The 22,146-nt window shown below is 30.2% G+C and carries 21 protein-coding genes; 10 read left to right on the top strand and 11 right to left on the bottom strand.

Annotated features, from left to right (window positions below):
* Nucleotides 1–38 precede the first annotated feature (38 nt).
* The 5 genes from D1817_07910 to D1817_07930 all read right to left on the bottom strand — a co-directional run bounded on the left by D1817_07910 (nucleotide 39) and on the right by D1817_07930 (nucleotide 6,041).
* Nucleotides 39–2,030, bottom strand: coding sequence for a YjgP/YjgQ family permease (locus tag D1817_07910; GenBank protein ID AXT19807.1), 1,992 nt, complete (start codon nucleotides 2,028–2,030; stop codon nucleotides 39–41).
* 7 nt (nucleotides 2,031–2,037) lie between these two features.
* The gene (locus tag D1817_07915) at nucleotides 2,038–2,682 is read right to left on the bottom strand and encodes an outer membrane lipoprotein carrier protein LolA (GenBank protein ID AXT19808.1); all 645 of its coding nucleotides are present in this window, start codon (nucleotides 2,680–2,682) and stop codon (nucleotides 2,038–2,040) included.
* A 3-nt stretch (nucleotides 2,683–2,685) separates the two neighbouring features.
* Nucleotides 2,686–5,109, bottom strand: a complete 2,424-nt coding sequence (locus D1817_07920; GenBank protein ID AXT19809.1) for a DNA translocase FtsK — start codon at nucleotides 5,107–5,109, stop codon at nucleotides 2,686–2,688.
* Between the two features lie 65 nt (nucleotides 5,110–5,174).
* On the bottom strand, nucleotides 5,175–5,543 hold the full coding sequence (locus D1817_07925; GenBank protein AXT19810.1) for a diacylglycerol kinase family protein: 369 nt from the start codon (nucleotides 5,541–5,543) through the stop codon (nucleotides 5,175–5,177).
* On the bottom strand, nucleotides 5,544–6,041 hold the full coding sequence (locus tag D1817_07930; GenBank protein ID AXT19811.1) for a thiol peroxidase: 498 nt from the start codon (nucleotides 6,039–6,041) through the stop codon (nucleotides 5,544–5,546). It abuts the gene before it with no gap.
* A gap of 202 nt (nucleotides 6,042–6,243) precedes the next feature.
* Between D1817_07930 and katG the strand changes: the two genes are divergently transcribed.
* Together katG and D1817_07940 are read left to right on the top strand one after the other, a co-directional pair.
* Nucleotides 6,244–8,439: a catalase/peroxidase HPI gene (katG, locus tag D1817_07935; protein AXT21245.1), complete on the top strand. Its 2,196-nt coding sequence runs from the start codon at nucleotides 6,244–6,246 to the stop codon at nucleotides 8,437–8,439.
* A gap of 80 nt (nucleotides 8,440–8,519) precedes the next feature.
* Nucleotides 8,520–8,993: an ankyrin repeat domain-containing protein gene (locus tag D1817_07940; protein AXT19812.1), complete on the top strand. Its 474-nt coding sequence runs from the start codon at nucleotides 8,520–8,522 to the stop codon at nucleotides 8,991–8,993.
* A 63-nt stretch (nucleotides 8,994–9,056) separates the two neighbouring features.
* Here D1817_07940 and nhaC read toward each other — a convergent pair whose 3' ends face one another.
* On the bottom strand, nucleotides 9,057–10,553 hold the full coding sequence (gene nhaC / locus D1817_07945; protein AXT19813.1) for a Na+/H+ antiporter NhaC: 1,497 nt from the start codon (nucleotides 10,551–10,553) through the stop codon (nucleotides 9,057–9,059).
* A gap of 106 nt (nucleotides 10,554–10,659) precedes the next feature.
* Nucleotides 10,660–11,859, bottom strand: coding sequence for an aminotransferase class I/II-fold pyridoxal phosphate-dependent enzyme (locus tag D1817_07950; protein ID AXT19814.1), 1,200 nt, complete (start codon nucleotides 11,857–11,859; stop codon nucleotides 10,660–10,662).
* 165 nt (nucleotides 11,860–12,024) lie between these two features.
* Here D1817_07950 and D1817_07955 point away from each other — a divergent pair, with 165 nt between their 5' ends.
* The 4 genes from D1817_07955 (at nucleotide 12,025) to lpdA (ending at nucleotide 16,289) form a co-directional block, all read left to right on the top strand.
* Nucleotides 12,025–12,483, top strand: coding sequence for an Lrp/AsnC family transcriptional regulator (locus D1817_07955; protein AXT19815.1), 459 nt, complete (start codon nucleotides 12,025–12,027; stop codon nucleotides 12,481–12,483).
* 4 nt (nucleotides 12,484–12,487) lie between these two features.
* Nucleotides 12,488–13,114, top strand: a complete 627-nt coding sequence (locus D1817_07960) for a CPBP family intramembrane metalloprotease (protein AXT19816.1) — start codon at nucleotides 12,488–12,490, stop codon at nucleotides 13,112–13,114.
* Nucleotides 13,115–13,185: 71 nt separating this feature from the next.
* Nucleotides 13,186–14,790: a peptidase S41 gene (locus D1817_07965; protein ID AXT19817.1), complete on the top strand. Its 1,605-nt coding sequence runs from the start codon at nucleotides 13,186–13,188 to the stop codon at nucleotides 14,788–14,790.
* A 98-nt stretch (nucleotides 14,791–14,888) separates the two neighbouring features.
* On the top strand, nucleotides 14,889–16,289 hold the full coding sequence (gene lpdA / locus D1817_07970; GenBank protein AXT19818.1) for a dihydrolipoyl dehydrogenase: 1,401 nt from the start codon (nucleotides 14,889–14,891) through the stop codon (nucleotides 16,287–16,289).
* Here lpdA and D1817_07975 read toward each other — a convergent pair.
* Entirely contained in the window at nucleotides 16,278–16,481 is a 204-nt protein-coding gene (locus D1817_07975) for a hypothetical protein (protein ID AXT19819.1), read from the bottom strand. The two genes, lpdA and D1817_07975, sit on opposite strands and share 12 nt — an antisense overlap.
* A 43-nt stretch (nucleotides 16,482–16,524) precedes the next feature.
* Here D1817_07975 and D1817_07980 point away from each other — a divergent pair, with 43 nt between their 5' ends.
* Nucleotides 16,525–17,004: a hypothetical protein gene (locus D1817_07980; GenBank protein AXT19820.1), complete on the top strand. Its 480-nt coding sequence runs from the start codon at nucleotides 16,525–16,527 to the stop codon at nucleotides 17,002–17,004.
* A gap of 308 nt (nucleotides 17,005–17,312) precedes the next feature.
* Here D1817_07980 and D1817_07985 read toward each other — a convergent pair whose 3' ends face one another.
* The 3 genes from D1817_07985 to D1817_07995 form a co-directional block, all read right to left on the bottom strand.
* The gene (locus D1817_07985) at nucleotides 17,313–17,639 is read right to left on the bottom strand and encodes an antibiotic biosynthesis monooxygenase (protein AXT19821.1); all 327 of its coding nucleotides are present in this window, start codon (nucleotides 17,637–17,639) and stop codon (nucleotides 17,313–17,315) included.
* 170 nt (nucleotides 17,640–17,809) lie between these two features.
* Entirely contained in the window at nucleotides 17,810–18,523 is a 714-nt protein-coding gene (locus tag D1817_07990; protein ID AXT19822.1) for a DNA-binding response regulator, read from the bottom strand.
* Nucleotides 18,516–19,577, bottom strand: coding sequence for a histidine kinase (locus D1817_07995; GenBank protein AXT19823.1), 1,062 nt, complete (start codon nucleotides 19,575–19,577; stop codon nucleotides 18,516–18,518). Before D1817_07995 ends, D1817_07990 begins: the two co-directional genes overlap by 8 nt.
* Nucleotides 19,578–19,790: 213 nt before the next feature.
* Here D1817_07995 and D1817_08000 point away from each other — a divergent pair, with 213 nt between their 5' ends.
* From D1817_08000 to D1817_08010, 3 genes are all read left to right on the top strand, one after another.
* Nucleotides 19,791–20,186, top strand: a complete 396-nt coding sequence (locus tag D1817_08000) for a hypothetical protein (protein AXT21246.1) — start codon at nucleotides 19,791–19,793, stop codon at nucleotides 20,184–20,186.
* Nucleotides 20,187–20,475: 289 nt separating this feature from the next.
* Complete coding sequence (locus D1817_08005) at nucleotides 20,476–20,973, top strand: hypothetical protein (GenBank protein ID AXT19824.1); 498 nt, start codon at nucleotides 20,476–20,478, stop codon at nucleotides 20,971–20,973.
* Between the two features lie 8 nt (nucleotides 20,974–20,981).
* Nucleotides 20,982–21,998 carry a hypothetical protein gene (locus D1817_08010; GenBank protein ID AXT19825.1) on the top strand — a complete coding sequence of 339 codons (1,017 nt, stop codon included), beginning with the start codon at nucleotides 20,982–20,984 and terminating at the stop codon, nucleotides 21,996–21,998.
* The last annotated feature ends 148 nt before the right edge of the window (nucleotides 21,999–22,146 follow it).

Raw genomic sequence — 22,146 nt, forward strand, 5'->3', positions numbered from 1 at the left:
AATAATTTCAATTTTTTGCAAAGATAGTTAAGAATAAGTTACTTAATTAGTTTTAAACCTTTATTCATCCTGTTTTTATGATAGATATAATGAATAAAGTAAAAAGGAATCCCTAATATAATAGAGATTATTGTAATAGGTAATAATTTCTTACCTTTTAATTTATTAAAATTGAATTGATTTTTTACAGATTTAAAATAAGTGATTAAAAATAGAATCATAAAAAATATACCTATTCCTAATAATGTTTTTCCCAATACAGAAAAACCATTGTTTTTAAGAATAGCTCCTAATATACTAGGCGTTATACCTACAAAGTATAAAAAAATAGACATTTTAGAATTTTCTTCATAACTAGATTTATAGCGTAATGCATTTGTATAATTCTCATTAGTTAAATTTCCAGAGAATTTTAATTCTTGTTCTCTATAACCTCTTAAATTTAAAATTTTTAATGCTGTGTTTCTATAGTTTTCAGCTTGAGGATACAAATGAAAGTTTTTAACGATATCTATAAGCTTCTTATCATCGTAAGTATTTAAATTTAAATAAGATTCACTTGTTTCTTCTAAAATAGAATTATCCTTAATGGGAGGGATGGCTTCTTTAATCACTAATTTTTTAAGAGGTGAGAGTAACTCATCTATATCTATTAAACTTCTATCTTTTGTTGCTCTTGAAGTAAAGTAAATACCTAAAGGAAGCATTACTAATGTAGGTAACCATGTTGCAAAAATTGGATTGACACTACTATCTTCAGCACTATTTTTAGCAAAAATACCTATAAAATGATATGTTAAAAATATAAGTACAGCGATAACTATAGGAAGTCCTATCCCGCCTTTTTTAATTAATGCGCCTAATGGAGCTCCAACAAAAAATAAAATAACACACATTATAGCTAATGCATATTTTTCGTAATAAGAAATAATAGTTTTATTGAGATTTCTTTCTTTATTAAGAAATGTTCTCTTATTGTTCTCAATAATTTGAATAGTGCTTTTACTCGAATTTATTGCTAAGTTTAATAATTGCACACGCTGTTGAGGTTCAAAAATCTTGAGAAAATCATTTTCTTTATATAATGTGTCTTTTTTGGGATTAATATTGGTGTTTAATGCTGAAACCCTAGACCTGTCAAACAAATTTTTTGAAAGCCTTTCAAAATCAGTCCTTTTAACCACTCGTAATGTGTCTATAACACTATCTAAAGCTTTAACCCCAAACATAGAGTATTTTTTCACAGAACTTTCTTTTTTAAAATCTACATCATTTAAACCTGAAAGATCTACAAACAATGTTTGTGCTTTAGAATTAGATTTAATAAACTCCTGCCTTACACTTTTTTTAGCCAAATTTGCTTGTTCTACATTTTTATAAGTATTCGCATCAAATAAAACAAGTTTTATGACATTTGAGTTTATACTACTTACAAGTTCTCCAGTTTTAGCAATAGTAACACTAGATATTTTCTTATCTTTTTCGTTTTCTTTTTGATGAATGATCACATTTTTTAAAAACTGCCCTCGATCTCCGCTTTTTTCTTCAACTTTAATATTTACCGTAGGACCTATTTGATTAAATTGCCCTTCAGCGATAACGGCAGAAGGTTTTAATTGTGCAATATTTCGTCTTAAGTTATAAAAGTTAAACTCTGCAGCAGGAATTACATTATTAGCAAAAAAGAAAGTCACTATGGATAAGCCTAAAATAAAAACGCTTAAGGTTTTCATTGCACGCTGAAGCGAAATTCCAGTAGATTTCATCGCAGCAAATTCATAGTTTTCTGCAAATTTACCAAACACCATAATTGATGATAATAAAATTGTAAGAGGTAAAACTAAAACTACTAATCTAGGGGTAACATTTATTAAAAATCGTAAAATAATATCTATTTCTAGATCTTTACCTGCTAACTCTCTTATGTACAACCAAACAGATTGTAAGATAAAAATTAGCATCAATATAATAAAGACGCTGAAAAATGTTTTTAAATATGTAGTAAGTATATATTTATCAAGTATTTTCAAGAGAAAATTAATCTAATTTGTTGATATAATAATCTTTATATTTTTCTTCGTCAAAAGTAAATAAGGTTTTTGATAAAGGCTCATTTGTTTTAAAAGAATTAACAGTGAGTGTAGTTTTTGTATTATTATTTCCTATTTCAATAAGATTGTAAATATGTTTTGTTTTAGAATCAATACCTAAAAGTACTTGCTTGATTTCTGAATTTGAATCGATAGGAGTTAATTTTACATATTGCACTTTTCTACCTTGCACGTTTTGAACGATATCCATTGCATAATTATAATCATTTTCATAAAAGGATAGCATTTTACTAGGAGTTATAGTACTATCGTCTTCTGTGTTTTCTGTAGAAATAGTAACTTCTTCATCTTCTGGGCTTATACTGTATAATGTCGTTCCGTTAAAAATACGTGTGATACCAAGAATGTTTAAAATATATTTTTCACCTTGCATGATTACATTCCCACGAGTTTCTTGATTAATACCTTCTTCTTCATTTGTTAAAACATATTTAAAGTCAATTGCAATATTCTCATAAGCTTTTACTTTTTTGGATACTTGATCCAGTAAAGCTTTTGCTTCTGTTGAATTTTGAGACATTCCAAAATTGCTTAATAAAAGTGTTATTATAATAAGAGTAAGGGATTTCATTTTTTATATATTATTTTCGTTTTCTAATAATTGATCTAGAGCAGTTAAATCTGATACTAGCACTTGTCTAGCTTTACTACCTTCAAAAGGACCCACTATACCAGCAGCTTCTAATTGATCTATTAACCTGCCTGCTCTGTTATATCCTAGTTTTAATTTTCGCTGTAATAAAGAAGCAGAACCTTGTTGTGCAGTAACAATTACTACAGCCGCTTCTTTAAAAAGTTTATCTCTGTCTGAGATATCTATATCAATACCTGTGCCATTTTCTTCTCCTACATATTCAGGTAATAAATGGGCATCAGGATAAGCTTTTTGAGATCCAACAAATTCTGTAATGGCCTCTACTTCTGGAGTATCAACAAAAGCACATTGTATACGAGTAAGCTCATTACCTTGTGTGTAAAGCATATCTCCTCGGCCAATAAGTTGATCTGCACCAGAACCATCTAAAATTGTCCTAGAATCTATTTTAGAAGTTACTCTAAAAGCGATACGTGCAGGGAAATTGGCTTTAATAATCCCAGTAATTACGTTTACAGATGGACGTTGAGTTGCAATAATTAGGTGAATACCAATAGCTCTTGCTAATTGAGCTAATCTAGCTATTGGAGTTTCTACTTCTTTTCCTGCAGTCATTATTAAATCTGCAAACTCATCAACTACCAGTATGATATAAGGTAAAAATTGATGACCGTCATTGGGATTTAATTTCCGTGCTTTAAACTTTTCATTATATTCGATAATATTACGACACATTGCATTTTTAAGCATTTCGTAACGATTATCCATTTCTATACACAGAGAATTAAGTGTATTAATAACCTTGGTATTATCTGTAATTATAGCTTCTTCACTATCGGGAAGTTTAGCTAAATAATGACGTTCAATTTTATTGAAAAGAGTAAGCTCAACTTTTTTGGGGTCTACTAAAACAAACTTCACTTCTGCCGGATGTTTTTTATAAAGCAGTGATGTTAATACAGCATTTAGTCCAACAGACTTACCTTGCCCAGTGGCACCAGCCATTAATAAGTGAGGCATTTTCGCTAAATCTACAACAAGAGTCTCGTTACTAATAGTTTTTCCTAAAGCAATTGGTAATTGCATTTCAGATTTTTGAAACTTTTGAGAAGCAATAACTGAACGCATTGAAACAATAGTTGCATTTTTGTTTGGAACCTCTATACCTATAGTTCCTTTTCCAGGAATAGGTGCAATAATTCGTATACCTAATGCAGAAAGCGATAAAGCTATATCATCTTCTAAATTTTTAATTTTTGAAATTCTTACTCCAGCATCTGGTACAATCTCATATAAAGTCACTGTAGGGCCTATGGTTGCTTTAATGCTAGAAATTCCAATTTTATAATTGCTTAAAGTTTCAACAATCTTATTCTTATTGTCTTCAAGCTCTTCTTGATTAATAGTAATCCCTTCTGTATTATATTTTTTTAACAGATCTAGAGGAGGGAATTGATAGTTTCCAAGTTCGAGAGTAGGGTCAAAACGACCAAAATCTTCAACAAGTTTATCTGATAAATTTTTTGTTTCTGATTGTTCCTCAACAATAGCATCTACTTTTATGTCAATGTCTTCTTCAACGGTATCTTCAACTGGAGCAATTTCAATATTTAATTCTTTCGAAGTATTTTCTGTTTTAGATTTGTTAATATTAGAATAATTAGTAATAGTCGGTTCTAAATTTTCTAATGGAATTTCAAATGATGATTTAATAGCTTCAGCTTCGGCAGTTAAATCATTATCCAATGGTATATAATCTTGAAAACTTTCTCCTTCTTTTTCTTCTACTTTAAACTCATCTTTAATGTTTTCTTTTGTTGATTTAAATAATTTTCCAAAATGTTGAGGTGTCATTTTAAAACGAGCAGCTAAATAAATAATTAAGCCTAATGCTAATAATAAAACAGTACCTATTTTACCAATATAATCTTGAAAAAAACTATTCATTTCAAAACCAATAGTTCCACCTAGTATAGAGTTATTGCTAAAAAAACCAAATAAAATGGAAATCCATATAGTTATTAAAGTACCCCAAAACCAATGACGTCTTAATCTAGATTTACTAATGTTTAATAAAAGATAAACACCTGATAAAAATATAAGTCCTGAAAAAATAAAAGATGCTACTCCAAAACCACGATAGATAAAAAAGTTACTTATCCAAGCCCCAGTTTTACTTAACCAATTTTCTACTTTAACATCTCTAGATGTAAATTCTGTTAAAGTACTTTGATCTACTTTGCCAGTAAATAAAAAAGATAAGAAGGCAAGAAAAAATAAAATACCAAGAATTAATAATAAGCTACCAAACACTAATTTTTGTTGATTAGATAAGGTTAAGCTTATTTTTTTAGATATTCTCTTTGACTTGGTTTTTTTCTTAGTTGTTTTTCTTTTGGCCATTTAAGGTTGGTTACGTTGTAACAAAAGTACAAATTACTAACGTTTATTCTAATGGTAATCGTATATTAAAAAATCTTTGGGAAATAAATTATAAACCCACCAATAACAGCTGCGACCGAAGCAATAAATACAGCGCCAGCTGCAATATCTTTTATAAAGCCAATTTTATGATGATGTTCAGGATGTACGAAATCGGCAATGGCTTCTATGGCAGTATTTATACCTTCTATACCAATAACCAATCCAATAGCAAGAATCTGTAAAATCCACTCAGTTGAAGATATTTGATAGTAAAACCCAGCAATCGTCATTATTATTGCTATAAATACCTGTGTTTTTATACTAGCCTCTGTTTTTATAAGAAGTACAGCTCCTTTAAAAGCATAAGAAATACTCTTTAATCTATTTGTTATAAAACTTTCTTTTTTAGACATTTATAAAACACTCATTACTGCATCATAATTAGGTTCATTAGCAATTTCTTGTACTTGTTCTGTATGTGTTATGATACCTTCAGAATTAATTACAACAATACAACGAGAGTGTAATGTTTCAAAAGGGCCATCTATAAAATTTACTCCGTAAGCCTTGCTAAATAAATTATCTTTATAATCTGCCAAGTTAATGATGTTTTCTAAGCCTTCAGAACTACAGTAACGAGATTGAGCAAAAGGTAAATCACGAGAAATACATAGTATTACAGTGTTTTCCATAGCACTTGCAGCTTCATTAAACTTTCTGGCTGAAGTTGCACAAGTAGAAGTATCTATACTCGGATAAATATTTAAAACAATATTTTTCCCAGCATAATCTTTTAGAGTTTTTGTAGACAGATCTACAGCTGTTAATTTAAAATCGGGAGCAACAGTTCCAACTTTTGGTAATTCTCCAGATGTTTCTACTGGTGTACCCCCAAGTGTTAATTTAGCCATAAGAATTTATTAAATAAATTTGATACGCAAAATTAATGTTTTATTAAACAATTCATACTTCTTTTATGTATTGTTAACTTATAGTTTAATAGATTATTTTGATGTAAACATAAAAACAATCAATTTTAACTATGGTAATTGCAAATATAATTTGGTAGTTTTGTCATTAAATATAGCTTTAAAAATTAATTACAAAAACAATATGGATAATATTAAAGGAGGCGATATAAGCCAGTGCCCATTTATGGGTGGTCCACAAAAACAAACAGCTGGAAACGGAACAACAAACCGCGATTGGTGGCCTAATGAGTTAAAATTAAATATTTTACGTCAAAATGCTGCAAAATCTAATCCAGTAGGCGAAAGTTTTGATTATGCTCAAGCGTTTAATGATATTGATTATGCAACGTTAAAACAAGAAGTTATTGATTTGATGACGGATTCTCAAGATTGGTGGCCAGCAGATCATGGGCACTATGGAGGATTTATGATTCGTATGGCATGGCATAGCGCAGGGACGTATCGTGTTGGTGATGGTAGAGGTGGTGCTAGTTCAGGATCACAACGTTTTGCTCCTTTAAATAGCTGGCCAGATAATGGAAATTTAGATAAAGCTCGTTTATTACTATGGCCTATCAAAAAGAAGTATGGTAAAAAACTATCTTGGGCAGATTTAATGATTTTGGCAGGTAATTGTGCCTTAGAATCTATGGGGTTCAAGACTTTTGGATTTGGAGCTGGACGTGAAGATATTTGGGAACCTGAACAGGATATATATTGGGGATCTGAAAAAGAATGGTTAGGAAATGACGCACGTTTTTCTGAAGGTCGAGATAAGTTAGAAGCACCTTTAGGAGCGGTACATATGGGGTTGATTTATGTAAACCCTGAAGGCCCTAATGGAAAACCAGATCCACTAGGTTCTGCTTTTGATATGAGAGAAACGTTTGGTCGTATGGCAATGAATGATGAAGAAATTGTTGCGCTTACAGCTGGAGGGCATACTTTTGGAAAAGCTCATGGAGCTGCAGATCCAGATAAATATGTTGGAGCTGAACCACATGGAGCTGCAATTGAGGAAATGAGCACGGGTTGGAAAAATACTTATGGAACCGGAGTTTTAGATGATGCCATTACTAGTGGTTTAGAAGGTGCTTGGACACCTAATCCAAATAAATGGGATCATGATTTCTTTAAAGTACTTTTAGATTACGATTGGGAGTTAACAACAAGCCCAGCTGGAGCAAGTCAATGGACTCCAAAAGCAGATTCTGGAGCTCCAACTGCAGCGACTGCTGGAGATGCATCTAAAAGACAAGCTTTAATGATGACTGATGCAGATATGGCATTAAAAGTAGATCCAGAATTCTTAAAAATATCTCAACGTTTTAAAGAGAATCCAGAAGCATTTGAAGATGCGTTTGCTCGTGCTTGGTTTAAACTTACACATAGAGATATGGGGCCAATTTCACGTTATTTAGGCCCTGAAGTTCCTAAAGAAGAGTTGATTTGGCAAGACCCAATTCCTGCAGGAACAAATCTTAGCGATTCAGAAGTCAATACCTTGAAAGATGCAATAATAGCTTCAGATTTAACAGTATCTCAATTAGTAACTACAGCTTGGGCCTCAGCTTCAACGTATAGAGATTCTGATAAACGAGGAGGAGCTAATGGAGGACGTATTCGTTTAGAACCACAAAGAAATTGGGAAGCTAATAACCCAACAGAATTATCTAAAATATTAGATATTTATGAAGGGATTCAAAATGGCTTTAATGGAACGGTATCTATTGCAGATTTAATTGTTTTAGGAGGATCTGTTGGTGTAGAATTGGCTGCTAAAAATGCAGGTTATAATGTAACGGTTCCATTTACAAGCGGGAGAGGTGATGCAACACAAGAGCAAACTGATGTTGAATCTTTTTGCTACCTAGAACCTCAAGCAGATGGATTTAGAAACTTTATAAAGAATAATCAAACTGCCGCTGCAGAAGAACTATTAATAGATCGCGCGCAATTATTAACATTATCTATTCCAGAAATGACAGCTCTTGTGGGTGGATTACGTGTTATAGGGGCTAATTATGATGGTTCAAATAATGGAGTATTCACAGATAGTAAAGGAGCATTAACAAGTGATTTCTTTGTAAATATTTTAGATTTTACATATACATGGAGCGCAACCTCTGCGGACGATACAATCTTTGAAGGTCGAAATCGTAGAACTGGAGAAGTAAAATTTACAGGAACTCGTGCCGATTTAATATTTGGATCTAATACAGAATTAAGAGCAGTTGCAGAAGTTTATGGTGCAGGAGATGGTGCAGAACAATTTGTAAATGATTTTGTTGCTGCATGGACAAAAGTGATGAATTTAGATCGCTTTGACTTAGCTTAATTATAGTAGTAAAATATATAATTGATTAATAGCAATAAAGGCAAGTTAATTTTACTTGCCTTTATTAATCTTTAACATTTATGGATACAACAGAAAATTTTTTTAATGCTATTCGTTCTGGAGAAGAGATAACAGTTGCAAAACTATTATCAGAAAATCCTGAATTGGTAAATACTAAAGATACAAGAGGATCAACACCTTTGATATTAGCAACGTACTATGATAATGAAGCTGTTGCTAATGTGATTATAGAACATGGAGGAAAAGTTGATTTACCAGATGCTTCTGGTAATACAGCTTTAATGGGAGTTTGTTTTAAAGGAAACCTTCGACTTGCAAAGTTTTTAATTGAGAAAGGAGCTGATGTTAATGCTAGAAATAATAATAGTACCACTCCACTTATTTTTGCAACCATGTTTAATAAAATTGATGTTGTAGATTTATTGTTAAAACATAATGCAAACATATCATTGCAAGATAGTAAAGGCCATACAGCTTTAGATCATGCTAAAATGCAATCACTAAGTGAATTAAAAGCATTACTTAAGCAATAATAAATAATAGAAGAAAATTATATACAAAACGTCTAACAAAATTAATTTGTTAGACGTTTTTATTTATGATGTAATAATCTTTCCTTTTAACTGCTTGATTTTGATGTTGAAAGCAGCAAATAATAAAGTCATAAATGGACTTAACCAATTAAAAATAGCATATAAAAAATATTCTCCTACACCAACACCCAATACACCACTATGATAAGCACCACAGGTATTCCAAGGGACTAGTACAGAGGTTACAGTGCCAGAATCTTCTAAAGTTCGACTTAAGTTTTCAGGAGCTAAACCTTTATCTTCATAAGCCTTTTTAAACATTTTTCCTGGAACTACTAGTGCTAAATATTGATCTGATGCAGTTACATTTAAAGCTAAACAACTGGCAACAGTACTAGCAAACAAGCCAAAAGTTGTAGTTGCTAAACTTAAAAGTGCTTTACTAATTCTAGCTAAAGCACCAATGCCATCCATAACACCTCCAAATACCATAGCACAAATGATTAACCAAATGGTACCTAACATACCACTCATACCTCCAGAAGTAAATAAATCATTAAGTTCAGTATTAGATGTTTCAACAGCAGTATCTACTGTTAAAGCATTCATAACACCTTGATAAGCAGATTGAAAATTTAAACTCTCTGCTCCAGCTACACTAGCTACAATATTGGGCTGCGCTATAATTGCTGCAATTCCACCTAAAAGTGTTCCTGCTAATAATGCAATCAGTGGTGGTGTTTTCTTTAGTATTAATAAAACAACTATAATAGGTACTATAAATAACCAACCACTTATATTAAAAGAAGCATCTATTGATGTTAATATGGATGCAGTATCTGCAACTCCAGTAGTATCAATGGTAAACCCTAAAATAATAAATACGATAAGCGTAACAGTTATAGTAGGAATAGTAGTTAATGCCATATATTTAATATGACTGAACAATTCACCTCCAGCCATTGCGGGTGCTAAATTAGTCGTATCACTAAGTGGCGACATTTTATCTCCAAAATAAGCGCCAGATAATACAGCACCAGCTGTCATTCCTAACGATATTCCCAAGGCTTCCCCTATACCAATTAATGCAATGCCTACAGTTGCTGCTGTAGTCCAGCTACTCCCAGTAGCAATCGATATAATTGAGCATATAATAACACAAGCTGCTAAAAATATAGTAGGATTTAATATTTGTAATCCATAATAAATCATTGATGGAATAATACCACTTATAAGCCAAGTACCAGCAAGGGCTCCAACCATTAAAAGGATAAGTATGGCGCCTGTAGTTGATTTTACATTCTCTGCTACTTCTGCAAGCATTTGTTTATAGGATACCTTATTGAAAAAACCAACTATAGCAGCCACAGCTGCACCTAATAATAATACAAATTGATTTGAACCGCTTAATGCATCATCACCAAATACGTATACATTATATGCTAACATACCTACTAAGGCAAATACAGGAATTAAAGCTTCCCAAATACTGAGTTCTTTATTATCAATTATGTTTTGATCATTAGCTTTAATTTCAGTAATGTTATTATCGTCTTGCATAGTTGTATTAAATTTGAAATGTAATGTTACGATTTTAAGATAAGCTATGCAAACAAAAAAGCTTAGGTAAAATGCCTAAGCTTTTTTTATATAAAAGAAAGGAGTTTTATAAAATATTTAATTCAATCATGCACTGTTTCATTAATGTATAAGTCCGTTCAATATCATCATCTAATCCTATTGAAAAACGAATTAAACCATCACTTAAACCCATTGCAATTTGCTCCTCTTCTGGGATTTCTGAAGAAGTTGAACTTCCTGGAGCACTAAATAATGTCTTATAAAACCCTAAACTCACTGCTAAATAACCTAAATTTCTATTCTGCATTAGCTCCATTAACTCATTGGCTTTTTCTAAAGAGCCTACATCTATAGTTAACATCCCTCCAAAACCATAATCTACATTCATTTGTTCTTTCATAATCTGATGAGAAGGATGATCTTTTAAACCTGGATATACGGTTTTAATACCGTCACTTTTAAATCTTTCAGCTATATATTGTGCATTTTTACTATGTTGTTTCATACGAATATGTAGCGTTCTTAAATTCTTTAAAATTGAAGCAGATCTGAAGCTATCCATTGTTGGACCAAGCAACATTGCAGCTCCATTGTTTACATTACGAGAAATATCAATAAATTCTTGTGATGCACAAACAACACCACCAACAGTATCGCTAGATCCATTAATGAATTTAGTTAAACTATGTATTACAATATCTGCTCCTAGCTTTATTGGAGAGATCATTAAAGGAGAAAATGTATTATCAATAATTAATGTTAAATCATACTTTTTAGCTAAATGAGCTAAACCTTTTATATCTGCAATTTCTAAAAGGGGATTACTAATCGATTCACAATAAATTACTTTAGTATTTTTTGTAATGTTTGCTTCTACAACATCTAATCTTGTAATGTCTATAAATGAGGTGTTAATGCCAAACTTTGGTGTAAAGTTTTTTAAAAAAGCATAAGTACCTCCGTAAATTGTTCTACTTGAAACAATATGATCTCCAGAATTACACAATTGTAATAGAGTAGAAGTAATAGCTCCCATTCCAGAAGCTGTAACATTAGCTGTTTCAGTATTTTCCATTGCAGCTAGAGCTTCACCTAAATATAAATTACTTGGCGACGAGTGCCTTGTATATAAATAACAACCATCTGCATTGCCTTCGAAGGTATCAAACATTGTTTTGGCTGATAAAAAAGTATAAGTTGATGCATCAGAAACTGAAGGGTTAACGCCTCCAAATTCGCCAAAGTATTGTAAATCTTGAATATTATTTGCTGGATTAAATTTCATTATAGTTTATTAAATAGTGTTATTTGTCATCAAAATTCAATATTTATTGAATTAAAAGCAATAAATTTGTATTTAATTAGAAAATAAATCTATAAAAATACATTTAAATAGTTTTATTTAATATTTTTTGAGTTTATAACTTAATTTTAATGAAAAATAACCTGTATGGTATTTGATATAATTGATAAAAAAATATTAGAATTTTTACAATTGGATAGTAAGCAAACAAATAAAGAGTTAGCTAATAAACTAAATTTGTCCACTACAGCAATTTATGAACGAATTAAAAAACTTGAAAAAGAAGGTTATATAGAAAAGTATGTGGCGTTAGTGGAAGCCAATAAAGTAAATCGATCTTTTGTTACATTCTGTCATATTAAATTAATACAACATTCGCAGGACTATGTTGTGAGGTTTGAAAAAGAAATAAAAACATTAGAAGAAGTAGTAGAATGTTATCATATTAGCGGTGATTACGACTATCTTATTAAAGTAATCGTAAAAGATATGGAAGCGTACCGAGAATTTATGGTTAAAAAACTGACTACCATTAATCATATTGGTAGCACTCATAGCATGTTTATGATTAATCAAGTAAAACATACTACTGCAATCAATTTATAACTTTATGCAATCTACATATTACAAACTCACAGAATTCTTACTTATTTTTATTTTACTTCCCATTAGTTTTGCAATACCATACCCTATTGGTATAAAAGCAATTATTACTTTAATAGGATTGTTATATATTATTTTTGTGTTGTTTCGAATCGAAAAAGTGAAATTTGAAATTGTAAAACATCTCAATTGGAAGAATTTCTGGAAGCAAACAGCTTTTAAATTTTTAATAATAGCTATTGTAACTACAGTTTTTGTGTTTTTTACAAGTAGAGCTAATTTATTTATAGTGCCTTTAACCAAGCCCAAATTATGGATAATTATATTATTTGTTTATAGTTTTCTTTCGGTATATCCTCAAGAATTAATTTATAGAACTTTTTATTTTAAGAGATATGAATCATTATTTAAAAATGAAAATTTATTTATTTTCGTTAATGCAATTGTATTTTCGTTAGCACATATATTTTTTAAAAACACTTTAGTTATTATATTAACATTTATTGGTGGCATTCTTTTTGCTATAACTTTCAAACAAACTAAATCAACATTATTAGTGAGTATTGAGCATGCTCTTTTTGGATGTTGGTTGTTTACAGTTGGAATGGGAAATATGCTTGGTTTTCCGTCATAAATTAAAAAACAAGCAACCATTTACATAAAAGTTGCGTCTGTATAAATAAATATAAACAAATTAATCATTTAATGAAAAACTTATTACTTAGCCTCAGCATCACATTTTTATTAGCTTCATGTGCTAGTATTGAAAAATACAATTTACAAGTTACAAAACAGCATTCTGTTGAAGATTTACATGAAGACGTAGATAAAGCTTACAAACAACTAAAACGACATCATCCTCATTTATATCAATATACTCCAAAAGAAACATTAGATTTTAAATTTGATAGTTTAAAAAAAGCTATTACTGAACCAATGGATAGTCGTACATTTTTTAAACAATTGGCAGCAGTAACAAAGTATGTTGGTCAAGGGCACATGACTTTAACTCCTCCTGGAAAACGATTCACTAAAAAAGAACGTAAAGCTTTAAGAGGTTCAAAATTTGATATTGTTAATTTAGACTATGAATATTTAGATGAAAAATTATGGATTGTCAATGCAAGAGGAAAAGACTCAATATTAATAGGAAGTGAAGTTATAAAGGTAAATAATGAAACCCCTCAAGATTTAATAAAAAAATATAAAAAAACGATTGTATCAGACGGATATAATACAACATTTCACGATAGAGTAGTTGGTGCTCGCTTTTTAAGTTATTATGCAAGAGATAAGGGGCGTTTTGATAGTATTTCATTAACTTTAAAAAATTCTGATTCTACATTTATTAAAAAGTACAAACGAACTCTTAAATCCGAACAGGTATTAGCTTTAAAAGATTCTACTAAAATAGACTCTACTAAAATTGTAAAAACGCAGAAAAAGAAACTAACTAAAGTAGAGAAAAAAGCTAAAAAAGCCGAAAGTAAAGCAAAATGGAAGTACAATCAAAAATATGGATATATAGCATCAAGGAAAGAATATACCAGAAATTTAAATTTTATTGGAAAAGATAGCGCAGTAGCGGTATTAAAAATAAGAGGCTTTAGTAATGGGAAATATAAAGAGTTTTATGCAGAGAGTTTTGGTAAAATTGATGCTCGTAATACTAAAGCATTAGTGATAGATTTAAGAGATAATTTTGGAGGACGTTTAAATGAAGTAACTCATTTATATACATATCTTGCGAATAAAAAATTCACGATGATTAATCCTAGTGAAGTGAATAGTAGGATTCCATCTCTAAAATTTTTAATGAGTAATACAACATCTACAGTTACTAAAATGTTTGTAGGGTTAGCATCTCCAGTTATACTAGTACAAAACCTGTTAAGAACAAGTAAAAAGGATGGGAAACTATATTATAGATTTAAATCTTCTAAAGAATCTGAACCTAACTTATTACATTATAGAGGCCCTATTTATGTGTTAACAAATGGCAATTCATTTTCAGGATCTTCTTTATTATCTACACAATTACATGGTAACAAACGTGCAACTTTTGTAGGAGAAGAAACTGGTGGTGCTTATAATGGCACAGTAGCTGGTCTTTATAAGATTTATGAATTACCAAATACTAAGGTAAGAGCGAGAATAGGTTTAATGCATATAGATGCTCCTTTTAAAGTAACTCCAGATGGTTATGGTATAAAACCTGATGTAGAAATTCTCCCTACAATTCAAGATAGATTAGAAAAAATAGACCCAGAACTGGAGTGGGTATTAAAAGACATTGAAAGTAAAAAATAAGATTTACGTCTATTAAAAAAAGCATTTTAAAAATTCGTAAAAACCACAATCAAAATTGTACTTTTGCGAAATAATTATCACCAAAGAACAATCATTTTATGAGTAAATATGATGTAGCCGTTATCGGTTCTGGACCTGGAGGTTATGTGGCAGCAATTCGTTGTGCACAGCTAGGTATGAAAACAGCAATTATTGAAAAATATACAACACTTGGAGGTACATGTTTAAATGTTGGGTGTATCCCGAGTAAAGCACTTTTAGATTCGTCTCATCATTATGAAGATGCTATAAAACATTTTGAAGAGCACGGGATAGAAATCCCTGGGGAAATAAAAGTGAATTTAGAAAAAATGATTGCCCGTAAACAAGCAGTAGTAGATCAGACTACTGGTGGTATCGATTTCTTAATGAAGAAGAATAATATTGATGTATATCAAGGTTTAGGGAGTTTTAAAAATGCTACACATATAACTGTTTCTGGTGAAGAGACAACCAAAATAGAAGCAGCAAATACAATTATTGCTACGGGAAGTAAGCCTTCAAGCTTACCATTTATTACTTTAGATAAAGAACGTGTTATTACATCTACTGAAGCTTTAAAACTTAAAGAAATCCCTAAGCATTTAATTGTTATTGGTGGAGGTGTTATTGGTTTAGAACTAGGTCAGGTATATAAACGTTTAGGAGCAGAGGTAACAGTTGTAGAATATGCAAATCGTATTGTTCCTACAATGGATGCTGGGATTTCTAAAGAGCTTAATAAAGTATTAAAGAAACAAAAATTTAAAATCAATGCGTCTCATCAAGTAACTTCTGTTGAGCGTATAGGAGATGAAGTTATTGTTAAAGCCAATAATAAAAAAGGAGAAGAAGTAGAATTTAAAGGAGATTATTGCTTAGTGTCTGTAGGACGTGCTCCTTACACCAATGGATTAAATGCTGATGCAGCAGGAATAAAATTAGATGATAGAGGTAGAGTAGAAGTGAATGCACATTTACAAACATCTGCACCTAACATATATGCAATTGGAGACGTAGTTAAAGGAGCTATGTTAGCACATAAAGCAGAAGAAGAAGGTGTATTTGTAGCTGAAACTTTAGCAGGACAAAAACCTCATATTGATTACAATTTAATTCCAGGAGTAGTTTATACTTGGCCTGAAGTTGCTGCAGTGGGTAAAACAGAAGAAGAACTTAAAGAAGCAGGAGTATCGTATAAAACTGGTCAATTCCCAATGCGTGCTTTAGGAAGGAGTCGTGCTAGTATGGATATTGATGGGTTTGTGAAAATCTTGGCTGATGCAACTACTGATGAAATTTTAGGGGTACATATGGTTGGTGCTCGTGCAGCAGATATGATTGCAGAAGCTGTTGTAGCAATGGAATATAGAGCTTCTGCTGAAGACATTTCACGTATGTCTCATGCACATCCAACATTTACAGAAGCGATTAAAGAAGCTGCTTTAGCAGCAACTGACGATAGAGCTTTACATATTTAAACTGAACTTTGTTTCGGTTTCTTTAAATTGTTTAGAGATCATCCTGAACAAAGCAATCTTTATAAAAAATCTAAAAGCATTTACTTTAAGTAGATGCTTTCTTTGTTTATAACTTTTAATGTTAGTTTTTATAAAGTATTGACTTCGAATATTTAAAATTATAACTTCGCTTATCACATAGATATAAATCATTAAAACGAATTCATATCATAACGTTGTAAAACATTTAAACTGAATGAAAATAACATTAACAATAATTGCTGTAATCGGAGTTTCTTTATTAATATTTTCTTGTACAAATAAGACCAAAAAACAAGAAAGTGAAACGATTACTATTGACCCAAACGAATTAATACCTGGACCGATTCAACATGAAGATTTATCTGAAGACCAACTGACAAAAATTAAATCGATTCACAAGACTTTTGAGGAAGTTTATCCAATAAGTTTAGAGGAAACAGTTACAAATTTTAAACGAGACCTTAATATTGATAGAGAAATTAATCTTTGGCTAAAAATGAAAGGAACATTTGAGAACGTTCTGAATGAAAAGCAGTATAGCAAAGTTGAAGAAAGAAAGGACGTTTTTAAAATTATTCTTATGAGAACTATGATGCCGAAAAATGAAGTAAAGAGTAATGTTGAAATTAATGAGTTATCCGAAAATGATACTGATTATATATTGAGTGAATTTGAAAAACAAATGAATAAATAAAAACGTTTTACAACAATGGCTATAAGTAGTTGCTTGAGGTTGGTAAGTACCAATCGGAATATTCTCCGAATATTACTCACCCTGTGCCTTTTTGCTAACTTAGTACTTTAAGCAACTACTCATAGCCGAGAACGATAAGTGTAACATTTCAAAATTTTTGTAACCTGCCTAATAACTTCTACTAATAGATAAAGATTTCTTATTAACAGTAATATGTTCGTTATTAAACGATTGTATTTACGAGATAGCAATAATATAAGAACGGTGTATGCGTATGAGCTGTTGTTTAGGAAGTTTGGCTTTACCTGCTAATATTCCTGTTGATCTCGTATATCATAATGTTGTGATTGTGTATCATAGCGTTTCATGAGTTTAACAGCTTTTTCTGGTAAATTAGCCATCGCATAATTTTTACCAACAAATCCTTTAATATCCTCTAGCTTGGAAAAGTTCATAATCGTAATAAACTCTATTTCTCCTTGATTCTCTTCAGAAACTCTGCGAAGTATTTGCATACCAAGGTAACCAGGTATCTGTTTGTTAGCGATGCCTGGCATAATATCCTCTTTTAATAGTGTCTCGTAAGCTTCGGCATTTTCAGGAGCTGTATAACCGTGCCATATACGTTGTATCATAATTTACATTATCTTTTTTAGTAATAATCAGTTTCATCTAAAAACCCTTAAATGCTATCCATTTCCTATAACATCTAAGAATCAACGAAAACAAATTTGTTTTCATTGCTAAATTATACCAAATCTTCTAAACTTGTTATAATTATACTTCGATATCATTTTGTGATGTGTCATTGATAACGCTCCAAAACCTGCAACACTTCTTTTTTATAACTTCGACTTATAGGTAATGCTTTGTTGTTAATAGTAATATGCTCGTTAGTAAAAGATGAAATACGGTTAATAGCAATAATATAAGAACGGTGTATACGTATGAGCTGTTGTTTAGGAAGTTTGGCTTCAATAACACTAATGGTTTCACGAGTGACAATAACTTGTTCTGTTAGATGTATCTTGATATAATCACTATAACTTTCAATATAAATAATATTGTTAAAATCAATTTTAATCATTTTTCGATCAGAACGAACAAACATAAAATCGATTGCCTCCGATTCTACTAACGCTTTCGTTGGAGTAGGAGTATACACATTAAAATAAGTATTTACAGCTTTTAGTAAACGTTCAAACGAAATAGGTTTAAGTAAATAATCTACCGCTTGTAATTCAAAACCATCTACAGCATAATCGCGGTAAGCTGTTGTAAAAATAATTTTGATTTCACTATTAATAGATTTTGCGAAAGAAATACCTGAAATATCAGGCATATTAATATCTAAAAAAATGAGATCAATCGTTTGCGTGCTAATGTTATTAAAGGCTTCCATTGCACTCTTACACACTGCTACAACATTTATATGTTCAATTTTAGATAAATGTGTAGTTATAACATCTCTTGCAACAGCTTCATCGTCTACAACAATACAAGAAATGGTTTTAGACATTGGTATTAGAATTTAAAATTAAATCTACTTCAAACATAGTATTTTTAGTGTAGATATTTAATTGATAGTTGTTTTTATAAAGGATTTCTAAACGTTTTTTTATATTATCTAACCCAATGCCTTGATGCTTACTTTTGGTAGACTCTGTTTTGTTTTTAATATTGAAATGAATATGGTTCGCATCACATGAAATACTAATATTGATTTGAAGTTCTCCATTTTCAATCCACCCATGTTTAAAACTATTTTCAACAAAAGGCAATAATACCATTGGTGTTATTTTATTGTGATGGGATTGATAATCCTCTAACAAGTTTACATTTAAGCGATCGTTAAAACGAAGTTCTTCTAATGAGATATAATCTTTTATATGATTAACCTCGTCTACTAGATTTACAAAAGGTTTATTGATTTGATAGAGTAGGTAATCTAATAAATTAGATAGTTTTAATATCATTTCTGGTGTTTCATCAGCTTTCTTTAAAGCAAAGCCATATATAGTATTTAAGGTGTTGAACAAGAAATGTGGATGAATTTGCATTTTAAGATAATTCAACTCATTCTCTTTTAATTTAAGCTGTGTTTCTAATATTTTAGTTTCTAATTGCTTGGCTTTTTCAGTATGTTTTAAATTAATTTTTAAGAGTTTAAAGGCACTTACTACTATTACAACCAAATAAATACAAGTAACAATAAAAAGCCCATTTCTACTTATAGGAATCATATCTTCAAACTTAAAATTTGATAAATATGTTAAGCTGAAAAAAATAGAAAACGAGATAGCAAATACAGAAACAATTAATGTATATAAGCTGTAAAGACTAAATAAAAGATAACGCTTTGTAATTAGATACTCAGGAATTAACTTGTAAATAACCACATAGGTTGTTGCTATGGTAACTGGCATTAAAAACAATGAAAAATAAAAAACATTGCTATAAATTTTATTATCAATTCCAAAAACATAGGTGTAAAATAAAAGAACACTAAACCAAAAAAATGCATGTAACAGTATTTGTTTTAATTTTTTGAATATGAATTGTCTTGAAAGCATTTTAATAATATATCCTTACAATAATAGTTTATTTTTGATTGAGGCAGAAGTTTTGTAGACGAATAACAATTTTAGCTCTGGTTTTGACATTGATGTTGTTTTTGAGGTTAAACCTGTTATTCATCGCATTTTAATTTTTTTAGAAAAACTCTAAACTATGTTTGCAATAAGTTTAATTAAAAATCATCAATCATGAACATATTATTACAGTTAATGTCAATATCAAAACTATTAGTATCCAATCCATTTGCAGATCGCTTTAGAGAAGGTGGTCCAATGATGTATTTTATTTTAATATGCTTGTTACTATCGTTATTTTTTATTGTAAAAGCATTTATAAAACGAAAAAATGATAGTATTCGATCAAAAAAAATGATAAGATTAGCAGCAGATACAGGTTTACTAGGGTTAGTAATAGGCTGTTTGGGATCTGTTACTGGTTTAATACAATTATTTGATGTGGTTGAAGCTGTTGGTAATGTAAGGCCAGATTTGTTTTCGGCAGGACTTAAAGTCTCTTTATTGACCATCACTTTTGGGCTAGCTTCGTTTGTACTTGTTAGAATAGCTATTCTCATTTTAAAATGGATGGAAGAATTGCGACAATGAATGGTTTTGATCGAAAAGAATTCCTTGACACTTGCCTTAGCTTTTAGTCAAAACCTGTATTGAGTTTGCTATAATCTGTTATTCTGAATAAACACAAAGCATTTACTCCTAAAGTAGATGCTTTTTTGTGTTTGATTTGACGATTCATATTAAAATTTATTTGATATATAAATTTTCTTATAAAATTTAACTCATTCAAAAAGTATTTTCACTAAGTTAGTAGTTTAGTTAACTCAATAGCATTTTATATCTGCAGATAAGCGTATTAAGTTTGATAAAACTTTATATTATGAAAACACAAAAATTACCACAAAACTATTTAGATTTAAAAAAGGCAAGATGTGTTAAATCTACTCATTTTAACTCATTAATTGTAATGAGCTTTGTATTTATGATGACTTTATCGAACTCTATTCTCGCTCAAAGTATATCTGATGAATCAATAATCGTTACAGGTTTAGAAAACCCTATAATAGAAACCGTTAAAGAATATGTTCAAATTAAAGGTATTGTAAGTGATAAAGAAGGACCGTTACCTGGAGTTACCATCTTATTAAAGGGAACAACTATTGGTACGTCATCTAATAGTAAAGGAGAGTTTACCTTTCCTAGAAATCTTAATTCGGGAGATATTTTGATGTTTAGTTATATTGGATATAAGACTAAAGAAGTGACAATTAAAGAGAATACATCATTTATAAAAATGACTATGGAAGAGGAAGATATAAATATCTTCGAATCGTTACAAACAAACAAGCCTTATAAAACAAAGCGTAAATCACTATAATATTCTTAATGAAATTAATAATATTTATTGGATTCTTTGTTTTTGTCATTCAATTACAAGCTCAGATATCTGATTTTAATCATATTGATTTTCATAAAGCAGATACTAAAGCACTGACATTTAGAAAAGAAAACCTTAAAGATTTACCGAAATTAGCATATAAACTAACATCAGATTTAGATACTGATGTAGAAAAGTTTAGAGCTATTTATATGTGGGTAACTGCTAATATTGCTAATGACTATAATTTCTTTTTAAAACATAAAGCTAAAACACTACGTTATAAAGAAGATAGCCTTAAGCTCGAATATTGGAATGAAAAGTTTAGAAAAAAACTGTTTAAAAAGCTCCTGAAACAACAAAAAACCATTTGTACAGGATATGCTTATATGGTAAGGGAGCTTTCTAAACTAGCTAATTTAAACTGTCAGATTGTAAATGGTTTTGGGAGAGTAAGTGCTACAGATATCGAGAGGTTTGATACTCCAAATCATTCTTGGAATGCTGTTAAATTAGAAGGAAAGTGGTATCTCAGTGATCCAACTTGGGCTAGTGGGCTTATAAATGCAGATAATGGTAAATTCAAGTTTGAGTATAATGATGGTTACTTTTTAACACACCCTAAACTTTTTGTTAAAAATCATTATCCTATTGATAAAAAATGGATGCTTTTAAATGAAAATAAAGCTCCTTTATTTGAAGAGTTTTTAGAAAACCCAGTTATTTATGGTGCTGCCTATAAAAAAATATTATATCATAATACACCTCAGAAATTATATAATGAGATTCTTAAAAAAGAGAAGGTTATATTTGAATATCAATTAATAGCACCAGTAAATATAAGTGAAGTGGGTTTAATAATTGATAATGGTTTTGAGGGCAAAACTGTAAAACCTAAGATAACTCTTAGTGATAATAATATTCTAACTTTAGAGTATCAATTTGATAAAAAAGGACTTTATGATGTTCATTTTTTTATTGGAGACGATTTAATTTCTACTTATACGTTTAAAGTAAGGAGTTAGATAAGGTTTTTATTAAATAAATTAGTTATTTAATTATAAATTTGATGCAATGAAAAAATGGATTAATCGTAAAAAGATTATCATTTTTATAATAGTTATTTTACTGTTGTTATTATGGGTAGAACTTGGCGTTGGGATTTTTGGATCT

The sequence above is a fragment of the Flavobacteriaceae bacterium genome (genome assembly GCA_003443635.1).
In the GTDB taxonomy this organism is placed as follows: domain Bacteria; phylum Bacteroidota; class Bacteroidia; order Flavobacteriales; family Flavobacteriaceae; genus AU392.